Consider the following 26,131-nt stretch of genomic DNA (forward strand, 5'->3'; position numbering starts at 1 on the left):
CGAAACCCGAGGATAAGGCTCGCCGCACATCTTTGTATGGTAAATATAGTGTTTTTATATATGCGTACCTTAGTCCGCACGACATTTGACTGCGTAGCACACCGACTCCTAATACCAGAAAGCTGCTTGAGAAATGAAGTGCTTTTTCTACGTCTCTAGAAAAGTTAAATACCTGTCTTTATATAGTTCCGCCACTCCTTTGTAGCGTGGATTTGAGGATCACGAAACCCGCGATTAAAGCACGCAATATAACTTAAAGTAATGAATTAATTTTACAAACAGTTCATAGGTCTTAGCTTATTATCAAGCGTAGCACCTTAAGTTTTGTATAAGGCGGTTTGACTATCTATATAGCTTTTGCTTTTATTTACGCTGCGTAAGCAGCTCGTAACTTATGACGTAGCTAGCTATACAAGCAGGTTTAGTTTGTGAAAAACTCGTTTGATATATTAAATAAGTTTTGTAATTAGCTTATAGTGTACTTAACTCGTTTCGTTCTAATGAGCCACCTAAAAAGGCCCAGGGCAAATAACAAAGCGGTGGCTACACCTGATAAAACCCATAGAATTCGTAATGGCTGATCGCCAATGCTGCCATTGTGAAGTGGATGCAACCAGTTTTTAAATTTACTGGCAATGCTCATCTTATCTATATTAAAAACACTTATGAGCTCTCCTGTGCTTGCATTTACTTGCACATAACTGTGAGGAAAGCGATAAGAGGGATCGCTTTTGGTTTTGAACCTAAACCGATATACCGCATTGTGATTTGACGGGGTTTCTACCCATGCTAGCCGTGTATTTGGCATGGCCTCTTGTGCTGTACTAAGTGCTGCTGATAAAGAAATACTGCGCTGGGGTTTTATTATTGCGCTGTTAGGTTTATCTATATTTCCAAGCAGGGCTGTTATTAAAGGATCGGTTTGCTTGGGTATTGCTAGCATTATGCCGGTTGCTGTTAATAGGATTAAAGGCAGAGCAAAAATTAAACCAAGCAACTTGTGCCAGTCATATAACACGCCCAGAAAAGAGCTGCGCGCTTTAAACTTTAATGACTTAGCCCATTGCCCTTTTTTAGGCCACCAAGCACATAGGCCTGATATGAGGAGTATAAGGCTACCTATTCCTATATAGCCTATAACGATTGTACCAGTGCTACCTGCAAGTAACGAGAAGTGTACGTTATAAATCCAGGTAACAAAGTAGTTACCCCATACATCCTCACGTAATATAAGCCTGCCATCAGGGCTTAGCCAAACCATAAGTGGTGCAAAAGCGTGATCCACTGTTTCGTTTTGGTTGTAATATCTTGCGGGAATATAATGTTTATCTTTGGTGCTTTCTAAACGCCACGAGCCTTGTTTATCTGGGTAGTGAGTTTTTAGTGTTTGATATGCGGTATCCCAATTTATAGGCCTCGCTGTTTCTGTACTTAAACTACTTATATTTTCATCTAGTTCGGGGTAATAAACGAGTATAGAACCTGTTAGAGCAATGAGTGCGTGTACACCCCCGATAAATAAGCCTAGGTATAAATGTACACGTCTTGCTATTTTTCGCCATGAACCATTAAAACGCATAAAAGAGTGACCATTAAAAATATGCAGTAAAGGGATGGCGCATTGTATCTTTGTTTAATAGAAAAGAACTGCGACAAAATGTCGCAGCAATAAAATAATTAGATTAGCAAACAAAAACGCCAGCTTTATAGGCTGGCGTTTAAATCAGGCTTGGTAATTAATTATGCTTTTGGGCCTGCATTTTTAATATCATCTGATACATCGTATTTAGCGAAGTTTTCAGTGAAGTCAGCGGCAAGTTTTGCTGCATATTCATTATATTTTGCTTTATCTTCCCATGTATTAATTGGGTTAAGTAGCTTGCTATCCACACCAGGGACTTCCACTGGTACGTCTAGATTTAATACATCGATATGCTGGGTCTCTACATTGGCTAATTTACCAGATACGATTGCATCTATTACAGCGCGGGTAGTTGGAATATCAAAACGCTCACCGGTACCGTATGGGCCGCCTGTCCACCCTGTATTAACAAGGTAAACCTTTGCCCCAAATTCGCGTACACGCTTCATAAGCAGCTCAGCGTAAACACCTGCAGGGCGAGGGAAGAAAGGGGCGCCAAAACACGTTGAGAATGTAGATTCTATATCGCTAGTTGAGCCAATCTCTGTAGAGCCTACTTTAGCTGTGTAACCACTTAAAAAGTGAAAAGCAGCGGCTTCTTCGCTAAGTACAGAAACCGGCGGTAAAACACCGCTCACATCACAGGTTAAAAATACAACAGCTTTTGGCTCGCCAGCACGGTTTTCAACTTTGCGCTTTTCTACATGCTCTAGCGGGTAAGCAGCACGGCTATTTTGCGTTAAGCTTGTATCGTTAAAGTCAGGTGTGCGTGTTTCATCAAGTACAACGTTTTCTAAAATTGTACCAAAGCGAATAGCATTCCAAATTACTGGCTCATTTTTTTGTGAGAGGTCGATACATTTTGCGTAACAGCCACCTTCGATATTAAATACGCTTCCTGGTGCCCAACCGTGTTCGTCGTCACCAATTAAAAAGCGTGTTGGGTCGGCCGATAAAGTTGTTTTACCAGTACCCGATAAACCAAAGAATAGTGCTGTATCACCCGCTTCTCCTACATTAGCAGAGCAGTGCATTGGTAATACACCTTTTGCTGGAAGAAGAAAGTTTTGAACGGAGAACATCGATTTTTTCATTTCACCGGCATAACGCATACCAGCAAGTAACACTTTGCGTTGAGCAAAGTTAATAATAACAGTGCCGTCGCTGTTGGTGCCATCACGTTGTGGGTCACAAACAAACGAAGGCACATTCATTACCTGCCATTGGGGTAAATCAGATGCATTATAGTTTTTAGGCTCAATAAACATGTTTTTAGCAAAAATATGGTGCCACGCTGTTTCTGTAGTAACAACTACAGGTAGATAGTGCTCAGGGTCTGCGCCAACTTCTAGGTGAGAGGTGAAGTGGTCATTACTTTGCACATGTGCTTCTACGCGAGCCCATAAAGCGTCAAATTTGTCAGCATCGAATGGGCGGTTTACATTGCCCCATTGGATATCATCTTGCGTTGTTGCTTCTTTTACAATGAAGCGATCTTTAGGAGAGCGACCAGTGCGCTTGCCTGTAATTGCAACAAAGGCTCCATTTGCGGCTAGTGTCCCTTCGCCACGACGAATCGCATGCTCGACAAGTTCAGCTGCGGTTAAATCGACAAAACGTGTTGCGCTTGTAGTCATGTTTATACCTAACTATGTGTGAGAGTTTGAACGGGATAGCTCTGGGTTCTTAGTTCCCTTAAGCTGAAATTATAGTAACAGAAGGATTTGAGATATTCGAGCCTGTAAAGGCCCTAAAAACACATATATTTGCTAAAAAACATGAATAATTTCAATGATACCGGTGTCAGTAAATTAACAAAATTCATGACACCGGTATCATCATTTTATAATATAAAACCGCATATTTTGCGGCTTTATATTTGATTATGAGGTGGGAGGTTAATTAAAAATATTTTTAATATCTTGCTCGTCAAAAACATATTCTTTTAGGCAATAATGACAGCTAATGTTAACAGCGCCATTTTCAGCAACATCATCAAGTAATGCTTGTTGGCCTACATTAACTAAAGCAGTAATGGTTTTCTCTCTACTACAGCCACATTTAAATGTAATAGCTTGCGGGTCAAATACGCGCGGGTTATCTTCGTGATATAAGCGCGTTAATACGGTATTGGCATCAAGCTCTAATAGCTCTTCGCGTTTAATTGTATCGCTTAAGGCTTCTAAGTGAGTGAAGTCATTAATTGATTTTTGCTTATCAACAGGCAGTACTTGTAAAAACAACCCACAGGCTTTGGCTTTCCCTTCTGTTGTTTCGGTTGCAAACCAAAGGCGCGTTTTTAACTGTTCTGATTGCTCAAAGTAGCTTTCAATACATTTACTTAATGTATCGTGCTCAAGAGGCACTATGCCTTGATAACGCTCGCCTTTGGTTGGAGTAATGGTAATAACCATATAACCTTTACCTACAAGCTCTTTTACCGTTGTGCCGCTAACCTCGCTTTGCATGCGCGCAATACCACGCATATTTTGTTTATCGTCGCCGTTAATAACAGCGTATTTAACAGGGCCATCGCCTTGTAGCTGAACGGCGATTTCACCCTCAAACTTTAAAGTAGCAGTTAATAAACACGTTGCAACGAGTAATTCACCTAATAATGCTTTAACTGGCTCAGGGTAATTGTGATTAGCTATCATCTCGTTGTAGGCGTGCTCAATTTGAACGAGTTCGCCACGAACATCGAGTTTGTCGAATAAATAACGGTGAAGTAAATCTTGTTGCATGAGCGGCTATACCTAACTTGATTTCATTTTTAAAAGTTCGCGTCTTTGCTTTTTATCGGGCTTTTTATCCGGATGTGGAGCAAAGAAGCTGTTATTTTTGCGTGCGATGGCGTTTTCTTCGCGTTTTGCAATACTTGCATCAGTTTCTTGATACAAGGTCTGTGCAATGGGGGCGCTTTGGCGTTTTTCAAGCACTTTAAGTACCTTGATAAGCTTTTCATCAACGCCTTGGGCAAGTTTTATGGTTGCGCCAACCTCCACAATTTTACTCGCTTTAGTACGTTGCCCATTATAATGTACTTTGCCGCCTTGCACCATTTCGCGTGCAAGCGCACGGGTTTTATAAAAGCGCGCAGCCCATAACCATTTATCTAATCGAACTTTTGGCTCACTGTTGTGGTCTGAGTCGGCATTAGTATTATTTTTTTTACTCATTAGGCTTCTTCAATCGACTATTTATATATCGTAAAATTTATCATGAAATCATCGTAGGATGAAGGTATTACGGCGCATGCTGGTTTTTTAGTCAACATTACATTGTTATATTAATCTGTTTACAAAGTTTAATATTAGTGTGCTTGTTGAATGAAAAATGAAAGGGTACTATGGGTACGCGCTTATGCAGTAAATTAAAATAAGAACATTATTATGGAACAGCAAATTCAACAGCTTAAACAATTTTTAACACGGCTACCCCATGCTAAATTAAGCGCAGTAGTTACGCTGTTAGTCGTTGTTTATCTTGCTTATTTACTCTCAAAATTAGTTTGGCTGGTATGGCCACAACCGGTCTCTACACCGCTTGCTCCATCTCACTATTCAGCCGCATCGAAGGCTTCTAGTACTACCTCAGTACAAAATATTATAGAGCAATTTTTATTTGGTAAAAAAACTGTAACAAATAAAACCAATACTGCGCAGCAAAACGAAGTAATTAATAATGCACCAGAAACACGCTTAAGTATTAATCTAACTGGTATTGTTGCTGTAAGTAACGACGACAAGGCAGGTATTGCTATTATTGAGTCACAGGGACGACAAGTTAGTTACTTAGTTGAAGAGGTTGTACAAGGCACCCGTGCAGAGGTTGCGCAAATACTTCCCGATCGCGTTATTTTAAGTGTAAACGGGCGATTTGAAACGCTAATGCTAGATGGTCTCGACTTTAGTAAAAAAGTGTCTATGCCTGTGCTTGCCGCTCGCGAAGCACAAGACATGGGGCCGCAAAAAATAGAACAAAGCGAGTTGCAAATTAACGCAACCGCTGACCCAGATGTAAAAGAAGCAATAATAGAAACACGAGAAGAGCTACTAAGTGAACCTGGTAAGTTATTTGATTATATTCGTGTTTCACAAGCAATGAGCGATGGCGAGTTAATCGGCTATCGCTTAAGCCCAGGTAAAGAGCCTGCTCTATTTAAACAAATGGGCCTACAGAATAATGATTTAGCCGTGGCTATTAACGGTTACCAATTAACAGATTTACAACAGGCAATGGCAGCTATTAATGAGCTGCGTAATACCAGCGATGCCACAATTACGATAGAACGTGATGGTGAGCAAATCGATGTGCAATTTAGCCTGCAATAACTTAGCTTTGGAGTTTTAACATAATGGTTCAGGTGCTACACCTCAAAAAAATTAAAAAAGGGTTAGCTAAGTACGCAGCGCTTTTTTTAGCAGCCAGTATTTCGTTGTCGGTTTCAGCTGTTGAATATGCTGCAAACTTTAAAGGCACAGATATCAACGAGTTTATAAACATTGTTGGTAAAAACCTTAATAAAACAGTGATCATTGACCCAAATGTGCGCGGTAAAGTAAACGTACGCAGTTATGAGTTAATGGATGAAGCGCTGTACTACCAATTTTTCTTAAATGTACTCGAAGTGTATGGCTACTCAGCAGTAGAAATGGACAACGGTATTATCAAGATTGAAAAAAGCTCTGACGCTAAAAAATCAAATGTGCCGCTAATTACAGAAAACAGCGCTGCATCGGGCGATATGATGATCACCCGTGTGGTACGCGTTAAAAATGTAAGTGTTCAAGAGCTTGGTCCATTAGTACGTCAATTTAGCGACCAAAAAGACGGTGGCCATGTAGCAAACTTTAATGCTGCCAATGTCATGATGCTTACTGGCCATGCAGCGTCGGTTAATCGCTTAGTAGAAATCATTCGCTCGGTGGATCAAGCCGGTGATAAGCGTGTAGATATTGTTAAGCTTAAATATGCAACGGCAGACGATGTAGTATCGGTTGTTGAAAATATTTACAAAGACAGCGGTAAAGGCAGCGTTCCTGAATTTTTGATCCCTAAGGTAGTTGCCGATGGCCGTACTAATAGCGTAATAGTAAGCGGTGAAGGGCAAGCCCGTACCCGTGCTATAGAACTAATTAAGCGCCTAGATGGCGAACTTGAAAGCCAAGGTAATACCAAAGTATTTTACTTAAACTACGCCAAAGCAGAGGATTTAGTAAAAGTACTGCAAGGCGTAAGTAAAACGCTTGCAGAAGATGGCCAAGGCACAAGTAAAACTCGCACAAACAATAAAAACGATGCCAGTATTGAAGCTCACCCTGACTCAAACTCATTAGTTATTACAGCACAGCCCGATACCATGCGCTCATTAGAGACCGTGATTGATAGGCTCGATATTCGCCGTGCGCAAGTACTTGTAGAAGCGATTATTGTTGAAGTAATGGAATCGGATGGCGTTAACTTAGGTACGCAATGGATTTCAGAAGATGGCGGTATGTTGCAGTTTAATAATGGCTCAACTGTGCCTGTAGGCTCATTAGCGGTTGCAGGTATTCAAGCGCAAGACACAACCACTACTCAAACAGTAATAGGCTCAGAAAGTGGCTTAGTTACCAGTTACGATGAAACGTCAGAAGGTGATTACACCGCGCTTGCTTCATTATTAAGCGGTGTTAATGGCTTAGCGTTTGGTCTAGTTAAAAACGACTGGGGTGCAATTATTCAGGCCGTTTCAACTGACACTAACTCAAACATACTGGCTACACCTTCAATTACCACCATGGATAACGAAGAAGCGTCGATGATAGTGGGTCAAGAAGTGCCCATTATTACTGGTTCGCAAACAGGCAGTAATAACGATAATCCATTTCAAACCATTGAACGCCAAGAGGTGGGTGTAAAACTAAAAGTAACCCCACAAATTAACGATGGCTCAGCAGTACAATTATTAATTGAACAAGAAGTATCGAGTGTAAGTGGTGCAACCGCTGTCGATATTTCTGTTAATAAGCGCGCCATTACCACAACCGTTATGGCTGATGATGGCGGTATGGTTGTGTTAGGCGGCTTAATTGATGAAGACGTACAAGAGAGTGTATCTAAGGTACCAATTTTAGGTGATATCCCAATTTTAGGTCACTTATTTAAGTCAACTAATACGACCAAACGTAAGCGTAATCTTATTGTATTTATTCGTCCAACTATTATTCGCGATGGCGTTAATATGAATAAGTTAAGCTTTAATAAGTATAACTTTATCCGTGGCGAGCAAATGAAAGAGAAAGAAGATGGCATAGAGCTTATGCCAAATTCAGATGTTCCTTTACTTCCATCTTGGGATGATGAGCTTATTCTGCCACCAACTTATGAAGAGCACTTAAAAGCATTGAGCTCTAAAGAACGTGCAGAGCGTGAAGATGACTAGCGCAATAGAACAAATAAACGAAGACGTGGTTCATCGTAGTGATGAAACACGCTCTGAGGAGTTACTTACAAGTAACGATTTAGTTGAGTTGCCTCCAAAGCGTTTACCTTTTTCCTATGCGCGCAGAGCGGGTGTACTGCTTAGTAAAAATAATGAACAGCAAGTTGTGTATTACCGCGGCGAGCTAGATGTTGAAGTATTGCTAGAAGTGCGTCGCATTGCAGGTAAAGGCTTTACCCTAGAGCAATTAGCAGACGATAAATTTGAGTTACTATTAGAGGCTGCGTATCAGCGTGACAGTTCTGAAACACAACAAATGATGGAAGATATTGGTAATGAGGTCGATTTATTCTCCCTTGCCGATGAACTCCCACAAACCGAAGATTTATTAGCCGGCGATGATGATGCGCCTATCATCAAACTAATCAACGCCATGTTAAGCGAAGCAATTAAAGAAGGTGCATCCGATATACATATCGAAACCTTTGAGCAAGAGCTTGTGATTCGCTTTAGGGTTGATGGCGTATTAAAAGAAGTGCTTAAACCTAATCGTAAGCTTGCTTCGTTACTCGTCTCGCGTATTAAGGTAATGGCGAAACTAGATATAGCAGAAAAACGTATTCCGCAAGATGGTCGTATTAGCCTTCGTATTGCAGGGCGTGCAGTAGATGTGCGTGTATCTACCATGCCATCAAGCTTTGGTGAGCGTGTAGTACTGCGTTTACTTGATAAAAACAATGCTCGCTTAAACCTTGAAGATTTAGGCATGACGCCGCAAAACCGAGAGTTGTTTGCTGATTTAATTAGTAAACCACACGGTATTATTTTGGTTACTGGCCCAACGGGCTCTGGTAAAAGTACCACCTTGTACGCCGGTATGAGCCAAATAAACTCTCGCGATCGTAATATTTTAACGGTAGAAGACCCAATAGAGTACGAAATTCCGGGGATTGGCCAAACACAAGTAAACACCAAAGTAGATATGACCTTTGCCCGCGGGCTTCGTGCAATATTACGTCAAGATCCCGATGTGGTAATGGTCGGTGAAATACGTGACCTTGAAACCGCGCAAATTGGCGTGCAAGCATCGCTTACAGGTCACTTAGTTATGTCTACGCTACATACCAACACTGCCTCGGGCGCAATTACCCGTATGGAAGACATGGGTGTAGAACCATTCTTGCTGTCATCGTCATTGTTAGGCGTGCTGTCGCAGCGCTTAGTACGTACTTTATGTAATAGCTGTAAAGAAGGCCACACTGCTGATGAACGTGAGTGTGAGCTGCTAGGTGTACCGTTTGATAGCGCACCTACAATTTACCGCGCAGTAGGCTGTGAAGAGTGTAACTTTAATGGTTACCGCGGGCGTACTGGTATTCATGAATTACTGGTGGTTGATGAAGAAATACGCGAAATGATCCACAGCGGTAAAGGCGAGCAAAGTGTTGAAAAATACATTCGCCAAAAAAGCCCAAGCATACGCCAAGATGGCTGTAGCCGCGTACTGGCAGGCAAAACAACCCTTGAAGAAATTCTACGCGTTACCCGTGAGGAAGCCTAACCATGGCGGCGTTTGAATACCGTGCCCTTGATGGCCGAGGGAAAGAACAAAAAGGCATTTTAGAAGCCGATACAGCTAAACAAATTCGCCAAGCGCTGCGCGAAAAAAAACTTACGCCGCTTGAAGTTGTCCCTGCAGCAGAAGGGGAAAAACAAGTTAGTGGCGCAAAAACGCCGTTATTAAGTCGTTTTTTTAAACCCAGCGTATCAACCTCCGATTTAGCCCTTATTACGCGCCAGCTTGCTACGCTCATTCAATCGGCATTGCCAGTTGAAGGGGCTGTCATGGCGGTGGCAGAGCAATGTGAAAAGCCTCGCTTAAAACGTATGCTTATGTCGGTACGTTCAAAGGTAGTAGAGGGTTATACACTGGCCGATGGCATGAGTGAATTTCCACATGTATTTGACGATTTATACCGAGCAATGGTAGCCGCAGGTGAAAAATCAGGGCACCTTGACCAAGTATTAAATCGCCTTGCCGATTACACCGAACAGCGCCAACACATGCGCAGCCAAATTACTCAAGCCATGGTTTATCCTACCATTTTGGTTATTTTTGCTATTGGTATTGTTTCGGTTTTACTCGGTACCGTTGTGCCTAAAATTTTAAAAACCTTCGAAAAAACTAAGCAAGTACTGCCTTGGACGACCGAATGGGTTATGGCAGGCAGCCACTTTGTACAAAATTATTGGTTTATAAGTTTGTTAGTCATTACTGCGCTGGCAGTAGGCATTAAACATGCACTTAAACAACCTAAAATTCGCTTTTGGTGGGACGACCGCGTACTACACATGCCTGGTTTTGGTAAAGTAGCACGGGGTATTAATACCGCGCGTTTTGCACGTACGCTCAGTATTTTATCGTCAAGCTCAGTACCACTACTTGAAGGTATGCGCATATCGGGTGGTGTATTAGCGAATAAAAAAATGAAAAAATCGGTGGCAGATGCTGCCGATAGAGTCAGTGAAGGTGCAAGCCTAAGAGCGGCTTTACAGCAAACTAAGTTGTTTCCGCCGATGATGCTGCACATGATTGCCAGCGGTGAAAAATCAGGTGAGCTAGAACAAATGTTAGAGCGCGCGGCTAATAACCAAGACCGTGAGTTTGAAAGTATGGTAAACGTATCATTAAAATTATTAGAGCCAGCAATGATTGCCTCAATGGCGGTGATTGTTTTGTTTATAGTAATGGCTATTTTACAGCCAATAATGGCAATGAATAAAGCGGTAGGACTTTAAGCTTTAAGGGGTTAGCTAAGTTAGTATTTACTTAGATGACGCCAAATTAAATTATGTTTTTGGAAAATGAGGTATTTACGTGAATAAACAATCAGGTTTTTCTTTACTCGAAGTAATGGTGGTATTGGTTATTATCGGGATGATTATGTCAATTGTGGCGCCTAATATTATGGGCCAACAAGAAGAAGCTGCTATCGATAAAGCACATCTAGATATTCAACAGCTTGAAGATGCAATGAGCTTATACAAGCTTAAAAATAAAAGCTACCCAAGCACAGAGCAAGGCCTAGAAGCATTGGTCAATAAAACCAGCATTGAGCCAATTCCTAAGCGTTTCCCTGATGGTGGTTTTGTAAATGAATTACCAGAAGATCCATGGGGCAACCCGTACCAGCTAATTAGCCCAGGTGAAATTGGCAAGTTTGATATTTTTTCGATGGGACCTGATGGCGAAGCCGGTACCGATGATGATATTGGCAACTGGAACGAAGACGAGCAATAAATGCGACTTAACCAAGCAGTATGGTTAAATACGATTGCACGAGGCTTACTATGCAAGTAAGCCTTAATCGTATGCGCGCCCACCACCGTGGGTTTAGCTTAATAGAAATTTTAGTGGTACTTACTATTATCGCATTTGCGACCAAAATGGTGGTATACAGCTTAGAAGGCGGTGCCGAAGATGAGCTTGATACACAAGCGCTTAGGCTGCATACCACCATTAACATGGCCTCTGAATTTGCTATTTTAAATCAAATAGAACTTGGCTTAATGGTTGAGGAAAACACCCTTGAGTTTTTAGTATTTGATGGCGAAAAATGGATTACCTTTGACCGCGAAGACCTTTACAAGCCCATTGAGCTGGATGAACGGTTAAAACTCACGCTCAATTTAGAAGATTTAGCCTGGTCACAAGAGAACTTACTTGAGCAAGCAAATTGGCGTGAACTAATGAGCGGCGGCGATGACGATAGCTTATTAGAGCTTGAAAAACTAAAAATACCGCAAGTCCTTATTTTATCATCTGGCGAGGTCAGCGCCTTTCAGCTTATTGTTGAATTAAAAGAGCAAAGCGAGCCTGTGTATTACATTGAAGGGGAATTTACAGCCCCTGTTAATTTGCGAAAAGAGCCATAATAATGAGGCTAAATAAAGGCTTTACCTTACTCGAAGTGCTTGTGGCGTTAAGTATTTGTGCTATGGCTGGGATTGCAGCTATGCAAGCAACCGGCGAGCATATAAATCATTTAACAACACTTGAAGAGCAAACGTATGCATCGTGGGTAGCAGAAAATGTGCTGGTGGTGCAGCGTAGTAAAGGTAAAGATTGGCAGGCTAAAAATGGCGCGCGCGGCAGCGAAGTAATGGCGGGCGTTGAGTGGTTTTGGAAGCAAGAAATAGCAAAAACTGCAGACAAAAGCTTTGTAAAAGTGACCATAAATGTTTTTAGCGACGAAAAATACGAGCAATCGGTGTACGAGCTTTCAACTTATTTAAATAAAGGTAGTTAATAAGTGAAGCAGCGCGGATTTACATTAATCGAAGTATTAGTTGCTATGGCTATTTTAGCGGTGGTGATTATGGCTACTCACCAAATTTTAGACTCAACCACCAAAGCAAAAGAAGCGTCTGATGAAAAAATAGCGGAGCTTAACGGCCTACAAACCGCATTTAGGTTAATGGATCAAGACTTTAGCCAAATGACTCAGCGCACTGTACGTAACGAAGCCGGTGATGCGCAAGAGCAATACTTACTCGCAGGGCGTTATATATTAGAAAGCCAATACGATGGTATTGCATTTGTACGCGATGGCTGGGTAAACCCAATTAACTTGTTGCCTCGTTCTGAGTTACAAGCCGTAGGGTATAGAGTGCTTGATGACAATTTAGAGCGTGTATACAGAGTGTATGTAGATCAGCTTGATAATATGGAGCCGCGGGTCCAAGTTGTTTTAAAAGGTATTGAAGAGCTTAAATTTGAATTTTTAGATGCCAACAACGAATGGCAAGAGCAATGGCAAATAAAAGCCTTACCTAAAGCGGTTGCGGTTACTCTACAGCAAATTGAGGCAGAGCCTATTCGTCGTGTTTTTTTAGTACCCGGGCAGGGAAAAAATAGCGGGGAGAGTAATTAATGAATAAGCGCGAATCACGCGGTGCCGCATTAGTTATTGTGCTGTTTATTGTTGCACTGGCCGCGATATTAGCCGTAGAAATGAGTGCTAATTTAATGGTGCAGGTTCAAAAAAGCACTAACCTGCAAGGTCACCAACAAGCAAAGTGGTATGCCTACGGCGGTGAAGAGCTGGCAATAAAGGCACTAAAGTTAAGTAAAGACGATGATCCTGACAAAACCTCGTTAGATCAGGTTTGGGCCAAACAAGGCGACACCCAATCCCCTGTAGATAACGGTACTCTAAGCGGTAAAATTACTGACTTACAGGCGTGTTTAAATTTAAATGCATTAGGGGAAGCGCCAGACCCAAACTCTACCAGCAAAACCAACCCTGCTCATAAAGCACTCTTTGCATTATTAGAAAACATTGAAGATTTACCTGCCGAGGAAAGCGAAGAAGCAATGGCAGACAGTGTATTTGACTGGCTTGATGAAAACAGCATTACCTATCGTTCAGGCGCTGAAGAAGACGAGTATTTATCGCGTGATTACCCTTATATGAGCGCAAATAGTTTATTTGCATCACCTTCTGAGCTGCGTTTGGTAAAAGGTTTTAATCCGCTAGTAATGGAAAAGGTATTACCTTTTGTGTGTGTTATTCCGGGGTCTCCCTTATTATCGATTAACGTCAATACGTTACTTCCCGAACAGGCACTTATTTTAAGTGCCATGATTGACGAATTATCGTTATCGGGCGCAGAGGCTGTTATAGCAGCTCGCCCTGAAACCGGATTTGATAGCGTGGATGAATTTTTTTCCGAGGTACAGCAGCAAGGCGGTACAAATTTAGATTCGGTTAAAGAACTATTTAGTATTAACAGCGAATATTTTAAATTACAAACGCAGGCGACATTTGTCGATTTGCGTTTTTCGATGACCACATTACTTCATGCCAAAAATGGCGAAGTAACGATACTGGCGCGAAAATTTGGAGGCGTACAGTGACAGAAATACTGCTGATCCGCACGGGTCAAACAGAGCAAGATAAATTAAATTGGTTAATTTATTCACCACAAGAACAAGAAATAATTGCCAGTGGGGAATTAACCGATGCAAGCCGTTTAAGTGAGCTAAGTGAAAAAGCGCAAACCCGCGAGGTAGTGGTATTACTGCCTAGCGATCAGGTGCAGCTTAAAACAGTGGCGTTGCCGACTAAGTGGAATCGTAAGTTAGAGCAAGCGTTGCCATACATGCTTGAAGAAGATATTGCGTGCGATATAGACGAGCTATTTGTCGCAATTGGCGAGCCCACTATGATTAATGAGCAGCATGCAATTAAAGTTGCCTTAACTGACCGCGAGTGGTTTGAGACCTGGCTTGCTTTATTTTCAGAGCATAACTTGGCGGTATACACCATTTTACCTGATGCCCTGCTACTGCCTACAGCCGACGATGATACATTAACCGCCATAGAGCTTAATAATCAGTGGTTATTTAAAAGAGGCGATTGGCATATTAGTGCCGTTGAGAATAGCTGGCTAAGGGATTACTTAAGTGCACTTGGCGAGCCGAGCGTAAAGCACTATAGCCCAGCTAATCAGTTTCCTGAATGTATTAACCTAATTTCGCAAGCAAGCGACTACGATTTACCATTGGCTTTATTTGCTAAACAACTTACCAGCGTTAAATTTAATTTACGCCAAGGTATGCACCAGCTTAAAAAGAAAAGTGCACTGTGGTGGGGTTATTGGAAAGGCGCAGCCATTATTACCGGTGTTGCTTTATTTGCTACCATTGCTATAAAGCTTGTTGAACTAAATCAACTTAACTCGCGTGTTGAGCTTGCTAAAGCCCAGGTAGTGGATAGATACCAAAAAGCATTCCCCGGAACTAAAGTACGTCCTAACTTAATTAAAAGCCAAATCAGGGGCGCGCTTAAAACCATTAATGGCGAAAGTGAAGCTGGATTTTTAGATTTGACCAGCCAATTGGTTGGCGTTTTTTCGCAAGTAAGCGAATTTACGCCAGAAACCCTACGTTACGATAAACGCCGTAATGAGCTGCGAATACGCGCACGCGCAAAAGACTTTCAAACGTTTGGTAAAGTAAAAAGTATACTTGAGCAACAAGGGTTAACGGTTGAACAAGGGTCGTTAAATAACGATGGCGATTTTGTCGTAGGCGAAATTAAACTGCGAGGTGCAGTATGAAAAAGCAAATAATGCAATACTGGCGCTCTTTAAAAGAGCAAGAGCAGCAATTGATTATGGTTGCTGGTGGTATATTTGTTGTTTTTGTTTTAGTAATGGGAATTTTTAGACCTTTAAATAACGCCATAGATAAAGCTAAAAAGTCGTACGTCACTCAGCAAGAGCTGCTCGTATGGGTTGATGAAAGCATAGTAAAGTTAAAAGCGGCGGGTAACACGCAGGCAATTAGCAATCAAAATATTAGCCAAGTGGTTAATTCAACGCGTAGTCGTTACCGTATTACTATTAGTAAAATGCAGCCTAACGATAACTCGTTACGTTTAACGCTTGATTCGGTAGAGTTTAATCAATTAATAGAATGGTTAGACGAACTGGTTAATCAGCATGGCTTAAGAGTAGAGAACCTTGATTTAAGCAAAGATGATAAATCAGGGTTTGTACGTGTAAGCCGCTTAGTACTAGAGAAGTAATTAATGAAAAAAATAATAATATTATCAGTGGTATTTTTTATTAGTTTTATTGTGTTTTGCATAATGAAATTACCAGCGGCCATTGCGTTAGACCTAGCTAAGCCGTACTTACCAAAACAGCTTGAAATAGGGAAAACCGTAGGGAGTGTATGGCAAGGTCAGATGATGCAAGTGCGCTATCAAGACGAGCAGCTAAATAATGTACGCTGGGATATTGCTGGCTGGCAGTTATTTACGGGTAATTTAAATGCTAACTTAAAATTTGGTAATCCGCGTGAGCGTAGCGATATTTCGGGCTATGCTGATGTGAATTACGGATTATTTAACAATGTGGTTAAAGTTACCGATGGTATAATTCGCTCGACCGTAGAGCGTGCCATGCAACGTATTGCACTACCTATACCAGCTACGGCTAAAGGTCGAGTCATTTTAGAGCTTAACGAGTACACCTCAGGTGTGCCTTATTGTGAGTCATTAAAAGGCGAGATTGCCAGCCCAAATATAGATGTTAAAGGCTTTAATGGCTGGTTTAATATAGGCCCACTGAGTGGCATGTTAAGCTGTAAGTCGGGCGATATAGCTATTTTGGTCGACCCAAATAACACGTTAGGCCTTGAAGCCGACGCAACACTTAAAGCTAACTTTGACTTTAAAGTAGCAGGCTATGTTAAACCTGATGCTAGCTTACCAAAAGATGTACACGACGCGGTTAAGTTTTTAGGCCGCCCCGATGCACAGGGCCGCTACCCACTAAATTTTTAATGTAATAAAAGAGATTTAATGCAATTACCACAGTTTAACGAACAACACGCACAGCAATTAAGTGCATTTTTAAGTACTCAACCTCAGGCTATGTCCTTAACACAAAGCCAAGGCTATCTATTTGGGGTTATTTGTTCGCCAAGCCCATTAGAAGTTCACCAGTGGTTAGCGCATATTGTGCCTAATACGGCTAACGATTTAGACGAAGAAATACTGTTTTTATTTATGGCGTTATACCATCAAATTAGTGAGCAAGTATTCGAAACCGGTTACAAGTTACCCGCCAATTTTGACCTAGACTATACCCAAGCGTGGAGTGAAGGTTTTTTACGTGCAACTAAAGAATACGCACAACCTCTATTAACAGCTCCCGCTTTAGAGCCTCAGTACAAAGAAGCACTAGAGAGTGCGCTAAGTACGCTTAGCTTTTTTGCTGTTGATGAGCAAACAAGAGTGCAAATTGCGCAGCAAAATAGCATGACACTCGAAGCCTTATACCAGTATCAGTACGAGTCAATGGGCGACTTTGCATTAGGCTTTGCCGAGCTTATTGAGGTGGTAGCCATAAACAGTGGGCTGATTACAGATGAAGGGTGGGAAGAGTAGCCTTTAGGTATATTAAACGGCGCTTAGAATAATTAAGCGCCAAGTTCTAAAATAATATCAGTGCAGCCTTTTTTACACTTAACAACGCCTTTACCCGGCTCGCTGGTGGCTAAATCGAGTGTTAACACCTCGCCGCACTGCTCACAATGCAAGGTTTTTCCTTGCGATAGCTTTTTAAGTATTGTGCGCTGTTTATGAAAAGAGTCACTCGCTTTTTTGTTTAACTGCGAAAAATCCACTACTTAGCTCTCTTTTGTTCTAATGCATCCGATACAATTTTACACACTGTATTTAAACGCTCTTCGTAAAAATATAAATTTAGGTCGCGCTCGCGGCAATAACGTAAATGAAATAACTGCACTGAATCATCAGTGGTAAAGGTTTTTTCAATATATTCGTGCTCAGACTCAGAGAGCTTTAACGCACTGCTAATACGGTTTTTAGCCATATTGGCTGCTGGGCTACGGTTTATTTTGCTCGCATCACTTAAAAAAACCACACCTTCACCTAATAGCTTTTCGCGGGGCTCTTTAACTAGTGGGTGATCAATAGTAAAAAACGCAAGGATCAGAATGACCAATATAATAAACTTTTTCATGAATGCGTAAACCTTGATCTTAATGGGGTAAATTTAGCAAGCAGTGTAATAAACTGCATTTTAAAAGCAAGTAACTGAGATGAATAAATTATTAGCAATCTATGCCTGTAATTTTAGCCAGTATTGTTATAATAGCCAACAGCAGTTAGATATTTCTGAAATATCTGAAAGTATTCAAACAGCTGATTATTTAAACTAATCACACTTACCATTAACGAACTACAGTTACAGTATAGAATACGCACATATTGCTACGTTTTTATTTCCAAGCGGCGTTGAGGAACTTCGATGGACAAGCAAATTAAAGTAAAGAATATACCTGCAGAGGTTAAAATCCAACAACCGGATTTAAGCCGCCAAGACGACAGGTTTAACCCACGTAACCGAATTTATGTTCGCGCAGTAAAAGGGCTTCATCAGTTACTTAGACAGCGTATAGGCTTTTTAGGCATGCTTGCCTTTATGCTCTTGCCTTGGATAAATTTTAATGGCCAGCAAGCTGTGTTATTTGATTTAGTAGGCCAAAAGTACAATATTTTTGGGCTAACGCTGTGGCCGCAAGATTTCACTATATTAGCCTTTATATTTATGTTGGCCGCGTTTGCACTCTTTTTGGTCACTACCTTTTATGGCCGAGTATGGTGTGGCTATACCTGCCCGCAAACTGTATGGACCTTTATATTTATTTGGTTTGAAGAAAAGTTTGAAGGCACAGCGAATCAGCGTAAAAAGCTAGATCAACGCCCGATGGACTTTGATAAGTTTTGGCGAAAAACAGCAAAGCACACCAGTTGGGTTTTATTTGCCTTATATACGGCGATTTCGTTTGTCGGATACTTTACGCCTATCCGTGAATTACTCCCTGACTTTGTGACCTTTAATGTAGGTGGTTACGCGCTGGTAAGTATTATTTTCTTTGCAGCGTGTACTTACGCTAATGCAGGGTGGATGCGTGAAATTATGTGTTTACACATTTGCCCCTATTCACGTTTTCAATCAGCTATGTTTGATAAAGACACTTACACCGTAACGTACGATGAAAAACGCGGCGAAAGCCGAGGCCCACGTTCGCGTAAAATTGCCCACGAAGATTTAGATATGGGCGATTGCATAGACTGTAACTTGTGTGTACAGGTGTGCCCTACAGGGATAGATATTCGTAATGGTTTGCAAGCCGAGTGTATAAACTGTGGCGCATGTATTGATGCCTGCGATGGTGTAATGGATAAAATGGATTATCCGCGGGGTCTTATTTCTTATACTACTGAGCGCAATCTCGAAACACCTGAAAATAAAACCAACCCACTGCGAGCTAAAATCATAGGTTACACGGTCATACTGGTGGTGCTTACCAGTGCGCTGGTGGCTAACATTGCATTTAGAAAGCCTATGGACTTTGACATAATACGAGACCGTAACCAACTGTATCGTGTTGACTTTAATGGCTTGGTAGAAAACACCTATACATTAAAAGTAATCAACAAGGCGCAGTACGAGCAAACCTTTAATATTGATGTTCAAGGCCTTGAAAACTTTAAGTACATTGGCAAGCAAACATTTACAGTGCAAGCAGGGCAATCGCATAATGTGCCATTGTCACTTGTAATGGACCCGTATGATTTAAAAGCGCCAATGACGGAGTTTAACTTTGTACTTTCACCGGTTAATGACCCCGATGAAAGCATATCGCAACCGAGTAACTTTTTTAAAGCGCGATAAACACACTAACAAAAGCGGGGTAACCCGCTTTTTACATTAAGAAGCCCATGAGTAAATTTAGTTTTGAAGATTTAACGCCCGACTTAATTCTCGATGCGATAGAAAGCGTTGGTATATATGCAGAGTCAGGTTTATTAGCACTTAATAGCTACGAAAACAGAGTCTACCAATTTAAGGCGGAAGATGGCCTGCGCTACGTTGTTAAGTTTTACCGACCAGAGCGCTGGAGCAAAGCGCAAATACAAGAAGAGCACGACTTTGCATTTGAATTAGCTGAGGCCGAAGTACCCGTTGTTGCACCCATTAAGCACAACGGAGAAAGCTTATTTGAGCACCAAGGTTATGTATTTGTGTTATTTCTAAGTGTAGGCGGGCGACAATTTGAAGTTGATAACCTGGATCAGCTTGATGTAATGGGTCGTTTAATTGGCCGTATGCATCAGGTGGCTAAAAGTAAAGCCTTTGAGCACAGACCCACCTTTAGCTGCGAAGAATATTTGCATACAGCTAAAGTTCATCTGCAAAAAAGTAATTTGGTACCTATGGGGATCAGCACGGCTTTTTACACCATATTGGACTTGGTTATTGAACAAGCGCAAGCACAGTATAAAAATGTGCAAGAGATCCGCTTACATGGTGATTGCCACGCAGGTAACATTTTGTGGGCAGGCGAAGCACTTATGTTTGTTGATTTAGATGACGCTCGTCAGGGGCCGGCCATTCAAGATTTATGGATGATGCTCAGTGGCGATCGTCAAACACAGCTGTTACAGTTAGACACCCTTGTAAATGCGTATGAAGAGTTTTGTGATTTTGACCACACTCAACTCAAATTAATTGAACCGCTTCGTGCAATGCGTATTATTCACTATATGGGTTGGGTAGCTAAACGATGGAGTGATCCTGCGTTCGTACGGAACTTTTCATGGTTTGCTGAAGACAAATACTGGGAGCAACAAATTCTAGCGCTTAAAGAGCAGCTTGCAGCACTGCAAGAAGCTCCGCTGAAGTTATTGCCATAAAATTTTATTTAAAAAATACACGAGATACCAATGCTTAAAAAATTGAAACTGAGCCTACTACTTTTATGTTTACCATTTGCAGCCCTTGCTGCACAGTTTGAAGCCGATGACCAGTATACTGTTATTGATGTAGAAAAAAGCGCAGAGCCGCAAGTAACCGAATTTTTCTCGTTTTACTGTCCGCATTGTTTTAAATTTGAGCCTGTTGCACAGGCAATTGAAAAAAGCCTACCTGAGGGCACTGAATTTATAAAAAATCACGTTAACTTTTTAGGCGGTGTATCACCACAGGCGCAAAGTAACTTAAGCTACGCCTACTTAATCGGTAAAAAGCACGGTCAAGCACAAAGTATCAGCGACCAAATTTTTAAAAGTATTCATGTACAGCGCGCACCTTTAACGCAAATGAAAGACGTTAAAAAGTTGCTTGAAGTTAATGGTATCGATAGTGCAACGTTTGATAAAGACATTGCCAGCATGCCAATTATTTCAGCTGAGCGTGCAATGCAAGATAAACAAAACAAATATTCAAAACTAGGTGCGCTAACCGGTGTGCCTACCTTTATCGTAAACGATAAATATAAAATAAACATTAACACCATTAATAACCAGCAAGAACTGAATGAGTTAGTTGCTTTTTTACTAACACTTTAATCTCGGAGAACAATAACAATGATCAAATTAGTTAAAGCAGGTCTACTTGCATTACTACTACCTATGGCTGCGAGCAGTGTAGCCGCCACTTATGAAGAGGGCGTGCATTACGATGTAGTGGCAGAGCGTGCGACTAAAAAGCCAGAAGTAAAAGAGTTTTTCTCATTTTATTGCCCTGCTTGTAATAACATGGAAGCGTTAATTGGTGAGTTTAAGCCAAAGCTAGACAAAGACGTTAAATTTAAAAAGAGCCATGTTGATTTTGTCGGTGTTCGCGATCCAGAAAACCAACAAATGATGAGCCAAGCGCTGGCCACTGCGGAAGTACTTCCACAAAAAGATAAAATTGTTGCGGCTATTTTTAATCACATTCACACTAAGCGCGCTAAATTTAACGAGCTTGCAGATGTAAAAGATGTGTTTGTAGCGCAGGGTGTTGATGGCGATAAGTTTGATAAACTATACAAAAGCTTCTCGGTACGTACATTAAGCTCTAAAATGAAGCGTGACCAAAATTACTTTAAAGAAAAAGGCGCGCTACGTGGCGTACCAACCTTTATCGTAAATGGTAAATACAAATTAAATCTAGGCCGTGAGTCTGGTATTACCGCGCCAGAAGATATTAGTAAATTAATTAACTATTTAGCGAACAAGTAAGGTTTGCTAAAACAAAAAAGCTCCGTAAGGAGCTTTTTTTGTTTATAGGGATATAGCAATGGAAAAAATATTAATATCGAGTTGTTTATTTGGCTTACCTGTTCGATACGATGGTAAAAGCCAAGCATTATCGCACCCGCAAATTAATGTATGGCGTAAAGAAAATAGGTTAGTTATGTTTTGTCCTGAGGTGGCTGGTGGATTGCCAACACCTAGAGCATCAGCAGAGATAAAACAAGGGAGAGTCGTAACGAGCACTTATGAGGATGTAACTAAAGAATTTAAATCAGGTGCAGCTAAAGCCCTAGACTTATGTAATGAGCATGCAATTCGTTTTGCTTTACTTAAAGAGTCGAGCCCTTCGTGTGGTAGAAATACAATTTACGATGGTAGCCATAGTGGGGTAAAAGTACAGGGCATGGGCATGACTGCTAAGTTGCTGATGGAGCATCAAATTGAAGTGTTTAGTGAAAATCAAATACCAGCACTTATAAAGGTGCTGGCATTATAATATTAACTCACTATTTTCTTTGTAAGAAAACACCCGATTCTATGTGATGCGTATAAGGGAACTGATCAAATATCGCAAAGCGCTTAACATTATGAGTACGGGTTAAGTGATCTAAATCGCGCTCAAGCGTTTCTGGGTTGCACGATATATAAATAATGTTCTCGTAGTTGGCTACTAAGTCACAGGTAAGGGTATCCATACCTGCGCGTGGAGGGTCGACTAAAATAGTTTGGCAATCGTAACTTTTTAAATCTATCCCCTCTAAACGCGAAAAGGTACGTTCGCCATTCATTGCCTGGGTAAACTCTTCACTCGACATACGAATTATATCTAAGTTATCTACCTTATTTTTAGCAATGTTGTATTGCGCTGAATGCACAGAAGACTTAGATATTTCAGTAGCCAATACGCGATTAAACGAACCCGCCAATGCAATAGAGAAATTACCATTACCACAGTAAAGTTCCAGCAGGTCATTACTCAGTGGTTTACATAAGTCTTGTGCCCACTCCAGCATTTTTATATTCACTTTAGCATTAGGCTGCGTAAAGCTATTTTCTACTTGTTGATAAATAAGCTCCTGGCCGTTTACGGTTAAACGCTCAGTAACAAAATCATTGCCTAGTACTTCTTTTTGTTTGCGCGCACGACCAATAAAGTCAATATTGTATTTGCTGCTCAGTTTTTCTTTCAGGGCTTTTATTTCAGTTAGCCACTGCTCATCGAGTGGTTTGTGATAAAGCAAGCTTACTAAAATCTCGCCACTTAATGACGATAAATAATCGATTTGAAACAGCTTACGACGTAATACTTCACACGACTTTAAATTATCAATCATCACCTGCATAACTTCACCAACTAATGGCGCGGCAGGGTCAAAGGTGTCGACGCGAATTTTTTCTTTCGTGGCCTGATCAAACATAATATGAAATAGATCATCCCCATCGTGCCATACTCTAAATTCAGCACGTTGGCGGTAGTTAATTGGCTCTGAGCTAAACACCTCTAACGCTTGCACACCAAATCGCTTAAATTGCGACGTAATACGCTGCTCTTTTTCATTTAGCTGCGTATCGTACTGTGTGGTATCTATTTTAATCACTGCCATTAATGCTACTACCTTATCTATGAGATCTATTTATCGGCGCTATTGTAGGGAGCGAGCAGTATTTGTCTAGTTTTGCTGATAATAAAGTTGCTGTTTTTTTAAACATGCACTTTAGTTTTGTCACTATTAGCCGATAATAAGCTAAGTACGTAACGGAGGTGGATCATGAAAATCGGTAATTATGGCTATACGCCAAACAACAACGTAAACAAATTCAATAATAAAGAGGCGCTACAGCAGCCAACAATCCAATCTCCGCAAGAAAGTTCATTACAGCGAGGCAGAGAACTTGCTGCAAAAGTGCTTGGCGACAAAATGGCAGAGCAGCTAGGTTTACCTGTTGAGCAAAAACAAGCCGATAAACCTTTATTCGATTTTGATGAAATAGTAAAAAATGTACTCGACTTTGTATCTGGCGCAGTTAATAAAGCCAAAGCCAATGGTGCCGATGACGATAAATTAAAAAATATGTTAGATGATGCGCGCTCAGGTGTTCAAACCGGTATAGACGAAGCGGTTGATGAACTAAAAGGCACCGGTGTATTTAACGAAGAAATGCAAGAGGGCATCGACAAGTCAAAAGAAGGCATTTTTGAGGGGCTTGATGAGTTTGAGCAAACCCTATTTAACCCACAAGCGGCCAGTGTTAGCGTAAGCCAAGCACAATATGTAAGCATGAGCAGCAATGCCGAGTATAAGTTTACAACAGCCGAAGGTGATGAGGTCAGTATTAGCTTTGCTGATGCATATGAGTCTCAAACAGCGAGCGGGTATCAACAAAGCAATAACAGCGAATCGTTTGCCAGCTCGTCGTCGCAATCTCGAGAGCTGTCTTTTTCAATGTCAGTTAATGGTGATTTAAACGAACAAGAGCAAGATGCCATTAATGCCATGATGGAAGAGCTACAAGGTGTAAGTAAAACATTCTTTAGCGGTGATTTGGATGAAGCATTTGAAAAAGCACAAGAGCTGAGCTTAGGCAGTGAGCAACTTGTTGCATTTTCAATGGATCTTCGCCAAACGAAAACAGTCGCTACCGTTAAAAGTTATGAGCAATATCAGCCAAACCCATCAAAAGAGGTAGCCGATGCGATCGCGCCTTTTAATGACGATCTAAAAAATGCATTTGATAAAGCATCGCAACTAGGCCTACAAGATCAGCTTGCCGGTATTATAGAGTGGCTAAACCAAGATCAAGCAGCGGTCGATCAGCTAGTTGATTACACACAGGCAATGTTTGAAAACTTAAACCAATTAAATTCAGCGGGCGATGCACTCGACGCGCTAAAGTCTGAGCAAAGCTAAACTGCTTTCTTTTATAAGTACCTCATGGCAAACTGCCGTTCTCAATAAACAGTAGGAACCAAAGTTTGTCAGCCCACATAATGGTATTTGATTCAGGTATAGGTGGCACCACCGTGCTTGAGCATATTCAAAAGCGTATTCCAGATGCACAGTACAGCTACTTTATGGATAATGCGTTACTCCCTTATGGCGCGCAAACCCAGCAAACTATTATAGGGCGTTTATGCTCACTCATTTATTTTATTGAGCACAACGCGCTTGGTGTCGACCTTATTGTTATAGCCTGCAATACGGCCTCTACATCAGCCTTAAGTGAAGTACGCAAAATTACATCAATACCTATTGTCGGCGTAGTGCCAGCAATAAAGCCTGCTGCTGAAGTAACTCGCACAAAGCACATCGGCTTATTGGCAACCCCCGCCACAGTTGCAAGTCCCTATACTCATACATTAATAAAAGAGCATGCCAGCAACGTAACAGTGAGCTTATATAACAGTGTTGAGCTGGTGGCATTGGCAGAGCAGTTATTTTTCACTCAGCAGCTAGATACACTCAAACTGCACAAAGAGCTTACGCGTTTGCGCATTAACTCAGATATAGATGTACTTGTACTAGGCTGCACACATTTCCCAATTCTTAGCGATGCTATACAAGCGTACTTTAATAACGCAGTGCAATTACTCGATTCAGGCGCGGCCATTGCTAGCAGAGTAAACTACCTACTAGAGCAGCATAACTTTGGAAATAAATTTACAGACAAAAAAAAGCCGCTGCAATATTATGCAACGGCTGATGTTTTGAGTAATAAGCTAGCTATAAAGCACGTTACACTGATTGATCCGTCTCAGTGCGTAAAGAGCTAGAATTATCTTCTTGTTTTTGTTTTGCCTCACGTACTTTTAAAGTACGCTGTTGAAACTCACTATCGTTTAACTTAGCAATTGCATTGTCTGCATCTGCCTGTGCCATTTCAACAAAACCAAAGCCACGACGTTTGCCAGTATTTTTATCCTTTAATAGGCGCACGTTGAAAACTTTACCTTGTTCTTCAAACAAAGCGCGAACAACACCTTCATTTGCACGATAAGGAAGATTACCAACATAAAGTGTTTTTGTTTTAACTTCAGCTTCTTCACCACCTTCCGATGATATTGCAGCAATAGCAATCCCACCAATTAATAAACCAGCACCAAATAGCAATGCTGGGCTTAAAGCTAAGCTGCCTAAAGCAAACTCAACAATAACAAAACCAACTACAGCAAGAATAACAGAGAAGATAAAAGATTTTTGATCGGGTAATTTCATTTTAGATCTACCAATAAACAGGAAATAAACATTAATTTAACATTGTGAACTTGCTATCTTAACGTCTTAAACGAACATAGCAATGAAATTTATATTAAATAATAAAAATCAGTATAAAAAAGCATCATCTTAGCCAGTGATTTAGCTAGTTTTACACTGTTTTGCTCTATTTTTGTTCGAACAGTAAAAAGATCTAAAAAAAGGGTTGATCTGTTTTCGG

General features: G+C 41.0%; 28 protein-coding genes. 20 read left to right on the top strand and 8 right to left on the bottom strand.

The window, feature by feature from the left end; genetic code table 11:
- Positions 1-466 precede the first annotated feature (466 nt).
- From B4F91_RS09890 to hslR, 4 genes are all read right to left on the bottom strand, one after another.
- Entirely contained in the window at positions 467-1,579 is a 1,113-nt protein-coding gene (locus tag B4F91_RS09890; protein WP_264391112.1) for a PepSY-associated TM helix domain-containing protein, read from the bottom strand.
- 161 nt (positions 1,580-1,740) lie between these two features.
- Entirely contained in the window at positions 1,741-3,279 is a 1,539-nt protein-coding gene (locus B4F91_RS09895; protein WP_004588454.1) for a phosphoenolpyruvate carboxykinase, read from the bottom strand.
- Positions 3,280-3,540: 261 nt separating this feature from the next.
- Positions 3,541-4,386 carry an Hsp33 family molecular chaperone HslO gene (gene hslO, locus B4F91_RS09900; protein ID WP_264391113.1) on the bottom strand — a complete coding sequence of 282 codons (846 nt, stop codon included), beginning with the start codon at positions 4,384-4,386 and terminating at the stop codon, positions 3,541-3,543.
- Positions 4,387-4,398: 12 nt separating this feature from the next.
- Positions 4,399-4,821: a ribosome-associated heat shock protein Hsp15 gene (gene hslR / locus B4F91_RS09905; RefSeq protein ID WP_024032559.1), complete on the bottom strand. Its 423-nt coding sequence runs from the start codon at positions 4,819-4,821 to the stop codon at positions 4,399-4,401.
- Positions 4,822-5,034: 213 nt separating this feature from the next.
- Here hslR and gspC point away from each other — a divergent pair, with 213 nt between their 5' ends.
- The 13 genes from gspC (at position 5,035) to B4F91_RS09970 (ending at position 17,032) form a co-directional block, all read left to right on the top strand.
- Positions 5,035-5,976: a type II secretion system protein GspC gene (gene gspC, locus B4F91_RS09910; RefSeq protein ID WP_286937954.1), complete on the top strand. Its 942-nt coding sequence runs from the start codon at positions 5,035-5,037 to the stop codon at positions 5,974-5,976.
- A gap of 23 nt (positions 5,977-5,999) precedes the next feature.
- On the top strand, positions 6,000-8,069 hold the full coding sequence (gene gspD / locus B4F91_RS09915) for a type II secretion system secretin GspD (protein ID WP_054983939.1): 2,070 nt from the start codon (positions 6,000-6,002) through the stop codon (positions 8,067-8,069).
- The gene (gene gspE / locus B4F91_RS09920) at positions 8,062-9,630 is read left to right on the top strand and encodes a type II secretion system ATPase GspE (RefSeq protein ID WP_004588449.1); all 1,569 of its coding nucleotides are present in this window, start codon (positions 8,062-8,064) and stop codon (positions 9,628-9,630) included. Before gspD ends, gspE begins: the two co-directional genes overlap by 8 nt.
- 2 nt (positions 9,631-9,632) lie before the next feature.
- Complete coding sequence (gspF, locus tag B4F91_RS09925; RefSeq protein ID WP_004588448.1) at positions 9,633-10,868, top strand: type II secretion system inner membrane protein GspF; 1,236 nt, start codon at positions 9,633-9,635, stop codon at positions 10,866-10,868.
- Positions 10,869-10,947: 79 nt separating this feature from the next.
- On the top strand, positions 10,948-11,370 hold the full coding sequence (gene gspG / locus B4F91_RS09930) for a type II secretion system major pseudopilin GspG (protein WP_004588447.1): 423 nt from the start codon (positions 10,948-10,950) through the stop codon (positions 11,368-11,370).
- Positions 11,371-11,420: 50 nt separating this feature from the next.
- Positions 11,421-12,005, top strand: coding sequence for a type II secretion system minor pseudopilin GspH (gene gspH, locus B4F91_RS09935; RefSeq protein ID WP_004588446.1), 585 nt, complete (start codon positions 11,421-11,423; stop codon positions 12,003-12,005).
- Positions 12,006-12,007: 2 nt separating this feature from the next.
- Positions 12,008-12,379, top strand: coding sequence for a type II secretion system minor pseudopilin GspI (gene gspI, locus B4F91_RS09940; protein ID WP_024032554.1), 372 nt, complete (start codon positions 12,008-12,010; stop codon positions 12,377-12,379).
- Between the two features lie 3 nt (positions 12,380-12,382).
- Positions 12,383-13,003, top strand: coding sequence for a type II secretion system minor pseudopilin GspJ (gene gspJ, locus B4F91_RS09945; RefSeq protein ID WP_004588444.1), 621 nt, complete (start codon positions 12,383-12,385; stop codon positions 13,001-13,003).
- The gene (gene gspK / locus B4F91_RS09950) at positions 13,003-13,989 is read left to right on the top strand and encodes a type II secretion system minor pseudopilin GspK (protein ID WP_248463363.1); all 987 of its coding nucleotides are present in this window, start codon (positions 13,003-13,005) and stop codon (positions 13,987-13,989) included. The genes gspJ and gspK overlap by 1 nt, the downstream gene beginning before the upstream one ends.
- Positions 13,986-15,194: a type II secretion system protein GspL gene (gene gspL, locus B4F91_RS09955; RefSeq protein ID WP_286937951.1), complete on the top strand. Its 1,209-nt coding sequence runs from the start codon at positions 13,986-13,988 to the stop codon at positions 15,192-15,194. The genes gspK and gspL overlap by 4 nt, the downstream gene beginning before the upstream one ends.
- Positions 15,191-15,664, top strand: coding sequence for a type II secretion system protein GspM (gene gspM, locus B4F91_RS09960; RefSeq protein ID WP_024032550.1), 474 nt, complete (start codon positions 15,191-15,193; stop codon positions 15,662-15,664). Before gspL ends, gspM begins: the two co-directional genes overlap by 4 nt.
- 3 nt (positions 15,665-15,667) lie before the next feature.
- Positions 15,668-16,426: a type II secretion system protein N gene (locus B4F91_RS09965; protein WP_286937949.1), complete on the top strand. Its 759-nt coding sequence runs from the start codon at positions 15,668-15,670 to the stop codon at positions 16,424-16,426.
- An 18-nt stretch (positions 16,427-16,444) separates the two neighbouring features.
- A complete protein-coding gene (locus B4F91_RS09970) occupies positions 16,445-17,032 on the top strand; it encodes a UPF0149 family protein (RefSeq protein ID WP_024032548.1) in 588 nt (195 codons plus the stop codon).
- Positions 17,033-17,064: 32 nt separating this feature from the next.
- On the opposite strand, the gene B4F91_RS09975 is transcribed toward B4F91_RS09970, so the two are convergent.
- On the bottom strand, positions 17,065-17,271 hold the full coding sequence (locus B4F91_RS09975) for a hypothetical protein (RefSeq protein WP_004588438.1): 207 nt from the start codon (positions 17,269-17,271) through the stop codon (positions 17,065-17,067).
- Positions 17,271-17,630, bottom strand: a complete 360-nt coding sequence (locus B4F91_RS09980; RefSeq protein WP_286937948.1) for a hypothetical protein — start codon at positions 17,628-17,630, stop codon at positions 17,271-17,273. Before B4F91_RS09980 ends, B4F91_RS09975 begins: the two co-directional genes overlap by 1 nt.
- A gap of 288 nt (positions 17,631-17,918) precedes the next feature.
- Between B4F91_RS09980 and ccoG the strand changes: the two genes are divergently transcribed.
- From ccoG to B4F91_RS10005, 5 genes are read left to right on the top strand one after another with little or no spacing between them, the layout of a single operon-like run.
- Positions 17,919-19,349: a cytochrome c oxidase accessory protein CcoG gene (ccoG, locus tag B4F91_RS09985; RefSeq protein WP_029773308.1), complete on the top strand. Its 1,431-nt coding sequence runs from the start codon at positions 17,919-17,921 to the stop codon at positions 19,347-19,349.
- Between the two features lie 47 nt (positions 19,350-19,396).
- The gene (locus B4F91_RS09990; protein WP_096042408.1) at positions 19,397-20,371 is read left to right on the top strand and encodes a serine/threonine protein kinase; all 975 of its coding nucleotides are present in this window, start codon (positions 19,397-19,399) and stop codon (positions 20,369-20,371) included.
- Between the two features lie 30 nt (positions 20,372-20,401).
- The gene (locus tag B4F91_RS09995; protein WP_096042407.1) at positions 20,402-21,025 is read left to right on the top strand and encodes a thiol:disulfide interchange protein DsbA/DsbL; all 624 of its coding nucleotides are present in this window, start codon (positions 20,402-20,404) and stop codon (positions 21,023-21,025) included.
- Between the two features lie 18 nt (positions 21,026-21,043).
- Positions 21,044-21,682, top strand: coding sequence for a thiol:disulfide interchange protein DsbA/DsbL (locus B4F91_RS10000; protein WP_004588433.1), 639 nt, complete (start codon positions 21,044-21,046; stop codon positions 21,680-21,682).
- Between the two features lie 58 nt (positions 21,683-21,740).
- Complete coding sequence (locus B4F91_RS10005) at positions 21,741-22,193, top strand: DUF523 domain-containing protein (RefSeq protein ID WP_055255782.1); 453 nt, start codon at positions 21,741-21,743, stop codon at positions 22,191-22,193.
- A 10-nt stretch (positions 22,194-22,203) separates the two neighbouring features.
- On the opposite strand, the gene trmA is transcribed toward B4F91_RS10005, so the two are convergent.
- The gene (trmA, locus tag B4F91_RS10010; RefSeq protein WP_064387293.1) at positions 22,204-23,301 is read right to left on the bottom strand and encodes a tRNA (uridine(54)-C5)-methyltransferase TrmA; all 1,098 of its coding nucleotides are present in this window, start codon (positions 23,299-23,301) and stop codon (positions 22,204-22,206) included.
- 165 nt (positions 23,302-23,466) lie between these two features.
- Between trmA and B4F91_RS10015 the strand changes: the two genes are divergently transcribed.
- Together B4F91_RS10015 and murI are read left to right on the top strand one after the other, a co-directional pair.
- Positions 23,467-24,606 carry a DUF5610 domain-containing protein gene (locus tag B4F91_RS10015; protein WP_096042405.1) on the top strand — a complete coding sequence of 380 codons (1,140 nt, stop codon included), beginning with the start codon at positions 23,467-23,469 and terminating at the stop codon, positions 24,604-24,606.
- A gap of 65 nt (positions 24,607-24,671) precedes the next feature.
- Positions 24,672-25,469: a glutamate racemase gene (gene murI / locus B4F91_RS10020; protein WP_286937942.1), complete on the top strand. Its 798-nt coding sequence runs from the start codon at positions 24,672-24,674 to the stop codon at positions 25,467-25,469.
- Here murI and B4F91_RS10025 read toward each other — a convergent pair.
- On the bottom strand, positions 25,432-25,911 hold the full coding sequence (locus tag B4F91_RS10025; RefSeq protein WP_286937940.1) for an RNA recognition motif domain-containing protein: 480 nt from the start codon (positions 25,909-25,911) through the stop codon (positions 25,432-25,434). The genes murI and B4F91_RS10025 overlap by 38 nt on opposite strands.
- Positions 25,912-26,131: the final 220 nt, after the last annotated feature.

The organism is Pseudoalteromonas sp. UBA6610 (assembly GCF_002433295.1).
Taxonomy (GTDB): Bacteria; Pseudomonadota; Gammaproteobacteria; order Enterobacterales; family Alteromonadaceae; genus Pseudoalteromonas; species Pseudoalteromonas atlantica.

Bases quoted from the DNA above. Each gene is read 5' to 3' on its own strand.
- gspE (WP_004588449.1), top strand. From the start codon at position 8,062: ATGACTAGCGCAATAGAACAAATAAACGAAGACGTGGTTCATCGTAGT.
- ccoG (WP_029773308.1), top strand. From the start codon at position 17,919: ATGGACAAGCAAATTAAAGTAAAGAATATACCTGCAGAGGTTAAAATC.
- B4F91_RS10015 (WP_096042405.1), top strand. From the start codon at position 23,467: ATGAAAATCGGTAATTATGGCTATACGCCAAACAACAACGTAAACAAA.
- B4F91_RS09890 (WP_264391112.1), bottom strand. From the start codon at position 1,579: ATGCGTTTTAATGGTTCATGGCGAAAAATAGCAAGACGTGTACATTTA.
- B4F91_RS09990 (WP_096042408.1), top strand. From the start codon at position 19,397: ATGAGTAAATTTAGTTTTGAAGATTTAACGCCCGACTTAATTCTCGAT.
- hslO (WP_264391113.1), bottom strand. From the start codon at position 4,386: ATGCAACAAGATTTACTTCACCGTTATTTATTCGACAAACTCGATGTT.
- B4F91_RS09970 (WP_024032548.1), top strand. From the start codon at position 16,445: ATGCAATTACCACAGTTTAACGAACAACACGCACAGCAATTAAGTGCA.
- gspF (WP_004588448.1), top strand. From the start codon at position 9,633: ATGGCGGCGTTTGAATACCGTGCCCTTGATGGCCGAGGGAAAGAACAA.
- trmA (WP_064387293.1), bottom strand. From the start codon at position 23,301: ATGGCAGTGATTAAAATAGATACCACACAGTACGATACGCAGCTAAAT.
- gspK (WP_248463363.1), top strand. From the start codon at position 13,003: ATGAATAAGCGCGAATCACGCGGTGCCGCATTAGTTATTGTGCTGTTT.
- hslR (WP_024032559.1), bottom strand. From the start codon at position 4,821: ATGAGTAAAAAAAATAATACTAATGCCGACTCAGACCACAACAGTGAG.
- B4F91_RS09980 (WP_286937948.1), bottom strand. From the start codon at position 17,630: ATGAAAAAGTTTATTATATTGGTCATTCTGATCCTTGCGTTTTTTACT.
- gspM (WP_024032550.1), top strand. From the start codon at position 15,191: ATGAAAAAGCAAATAATGCAATACTGGCGCTCTTTAAAAGAGCAAGAG.
- gspH (WP_004588446.1), top strand. From the start codon at position 11,421: ATGCAAGTAAGCCTTAATCGTATGCGCGCCCACCACCGTGGGTTTAGC.
- B4F91_RS09965 (WP_286937949.1), top strand. From the start codon at position 15,668: ATGAAAAAAATAATAATATTATCAGTGGTATTTTTTATTAGTTTTATT.
- B4F91_RS10005 (WP_055255782.1), top strand. From the start codon at position 21,741: ATGGAAAAAATATTAATATCGAGTTGTTTATTTGGCTTACCTGTTCGA.
- gspD (WP_054983939.1), top strand. From the start codon at position 6,000: ATGGTTCAGGTGCTACACCTCAAAAAAATTAAAAAAGGGTTAGCTAAG.
- gspC (WP_286937954.1), top strand. From the start codon at position 5,035: ATGGAACAGCAAATTCAACAGCTTAAACAATTTTTAACACGGCTACCC.
- B4F91_RS09895 (WP_004588454.1), bottom strand. From the start codon at position 3,279: ATGACTACAAGCGCAACACGTTTTGTCGATTTAACCGCAGCTGAACTT.
- gspI (WP_024032554.1), top strand. From the start codon at position 12,008: ATGAGGCTAAATAAAGGCTTTACCTTACTCGAAGTGCTTGTGGCGTTA.
- B4F91_RS09995 (WP_096042407.1), top strand. From the start codon at position 20,402: ATGCTTAAAAAATTGAAACTGAGCCTACTACTTTTATGTTTACCATTT.
- B4F91_RS10000 (WP_004588433.1), top strand. From the start codon at position 21,044: ATGATCAAATTAGTTAAAGCAGGTCTACTTGCATTACTACTACCTATG.
- B4F91_RS10025 (WP_286937940.1), bottom strand. From the start codon at position 25,911: ATGAAATTACCCGATCAAAAATCTTTTATCTTCTCTGTTATTCTTGCT.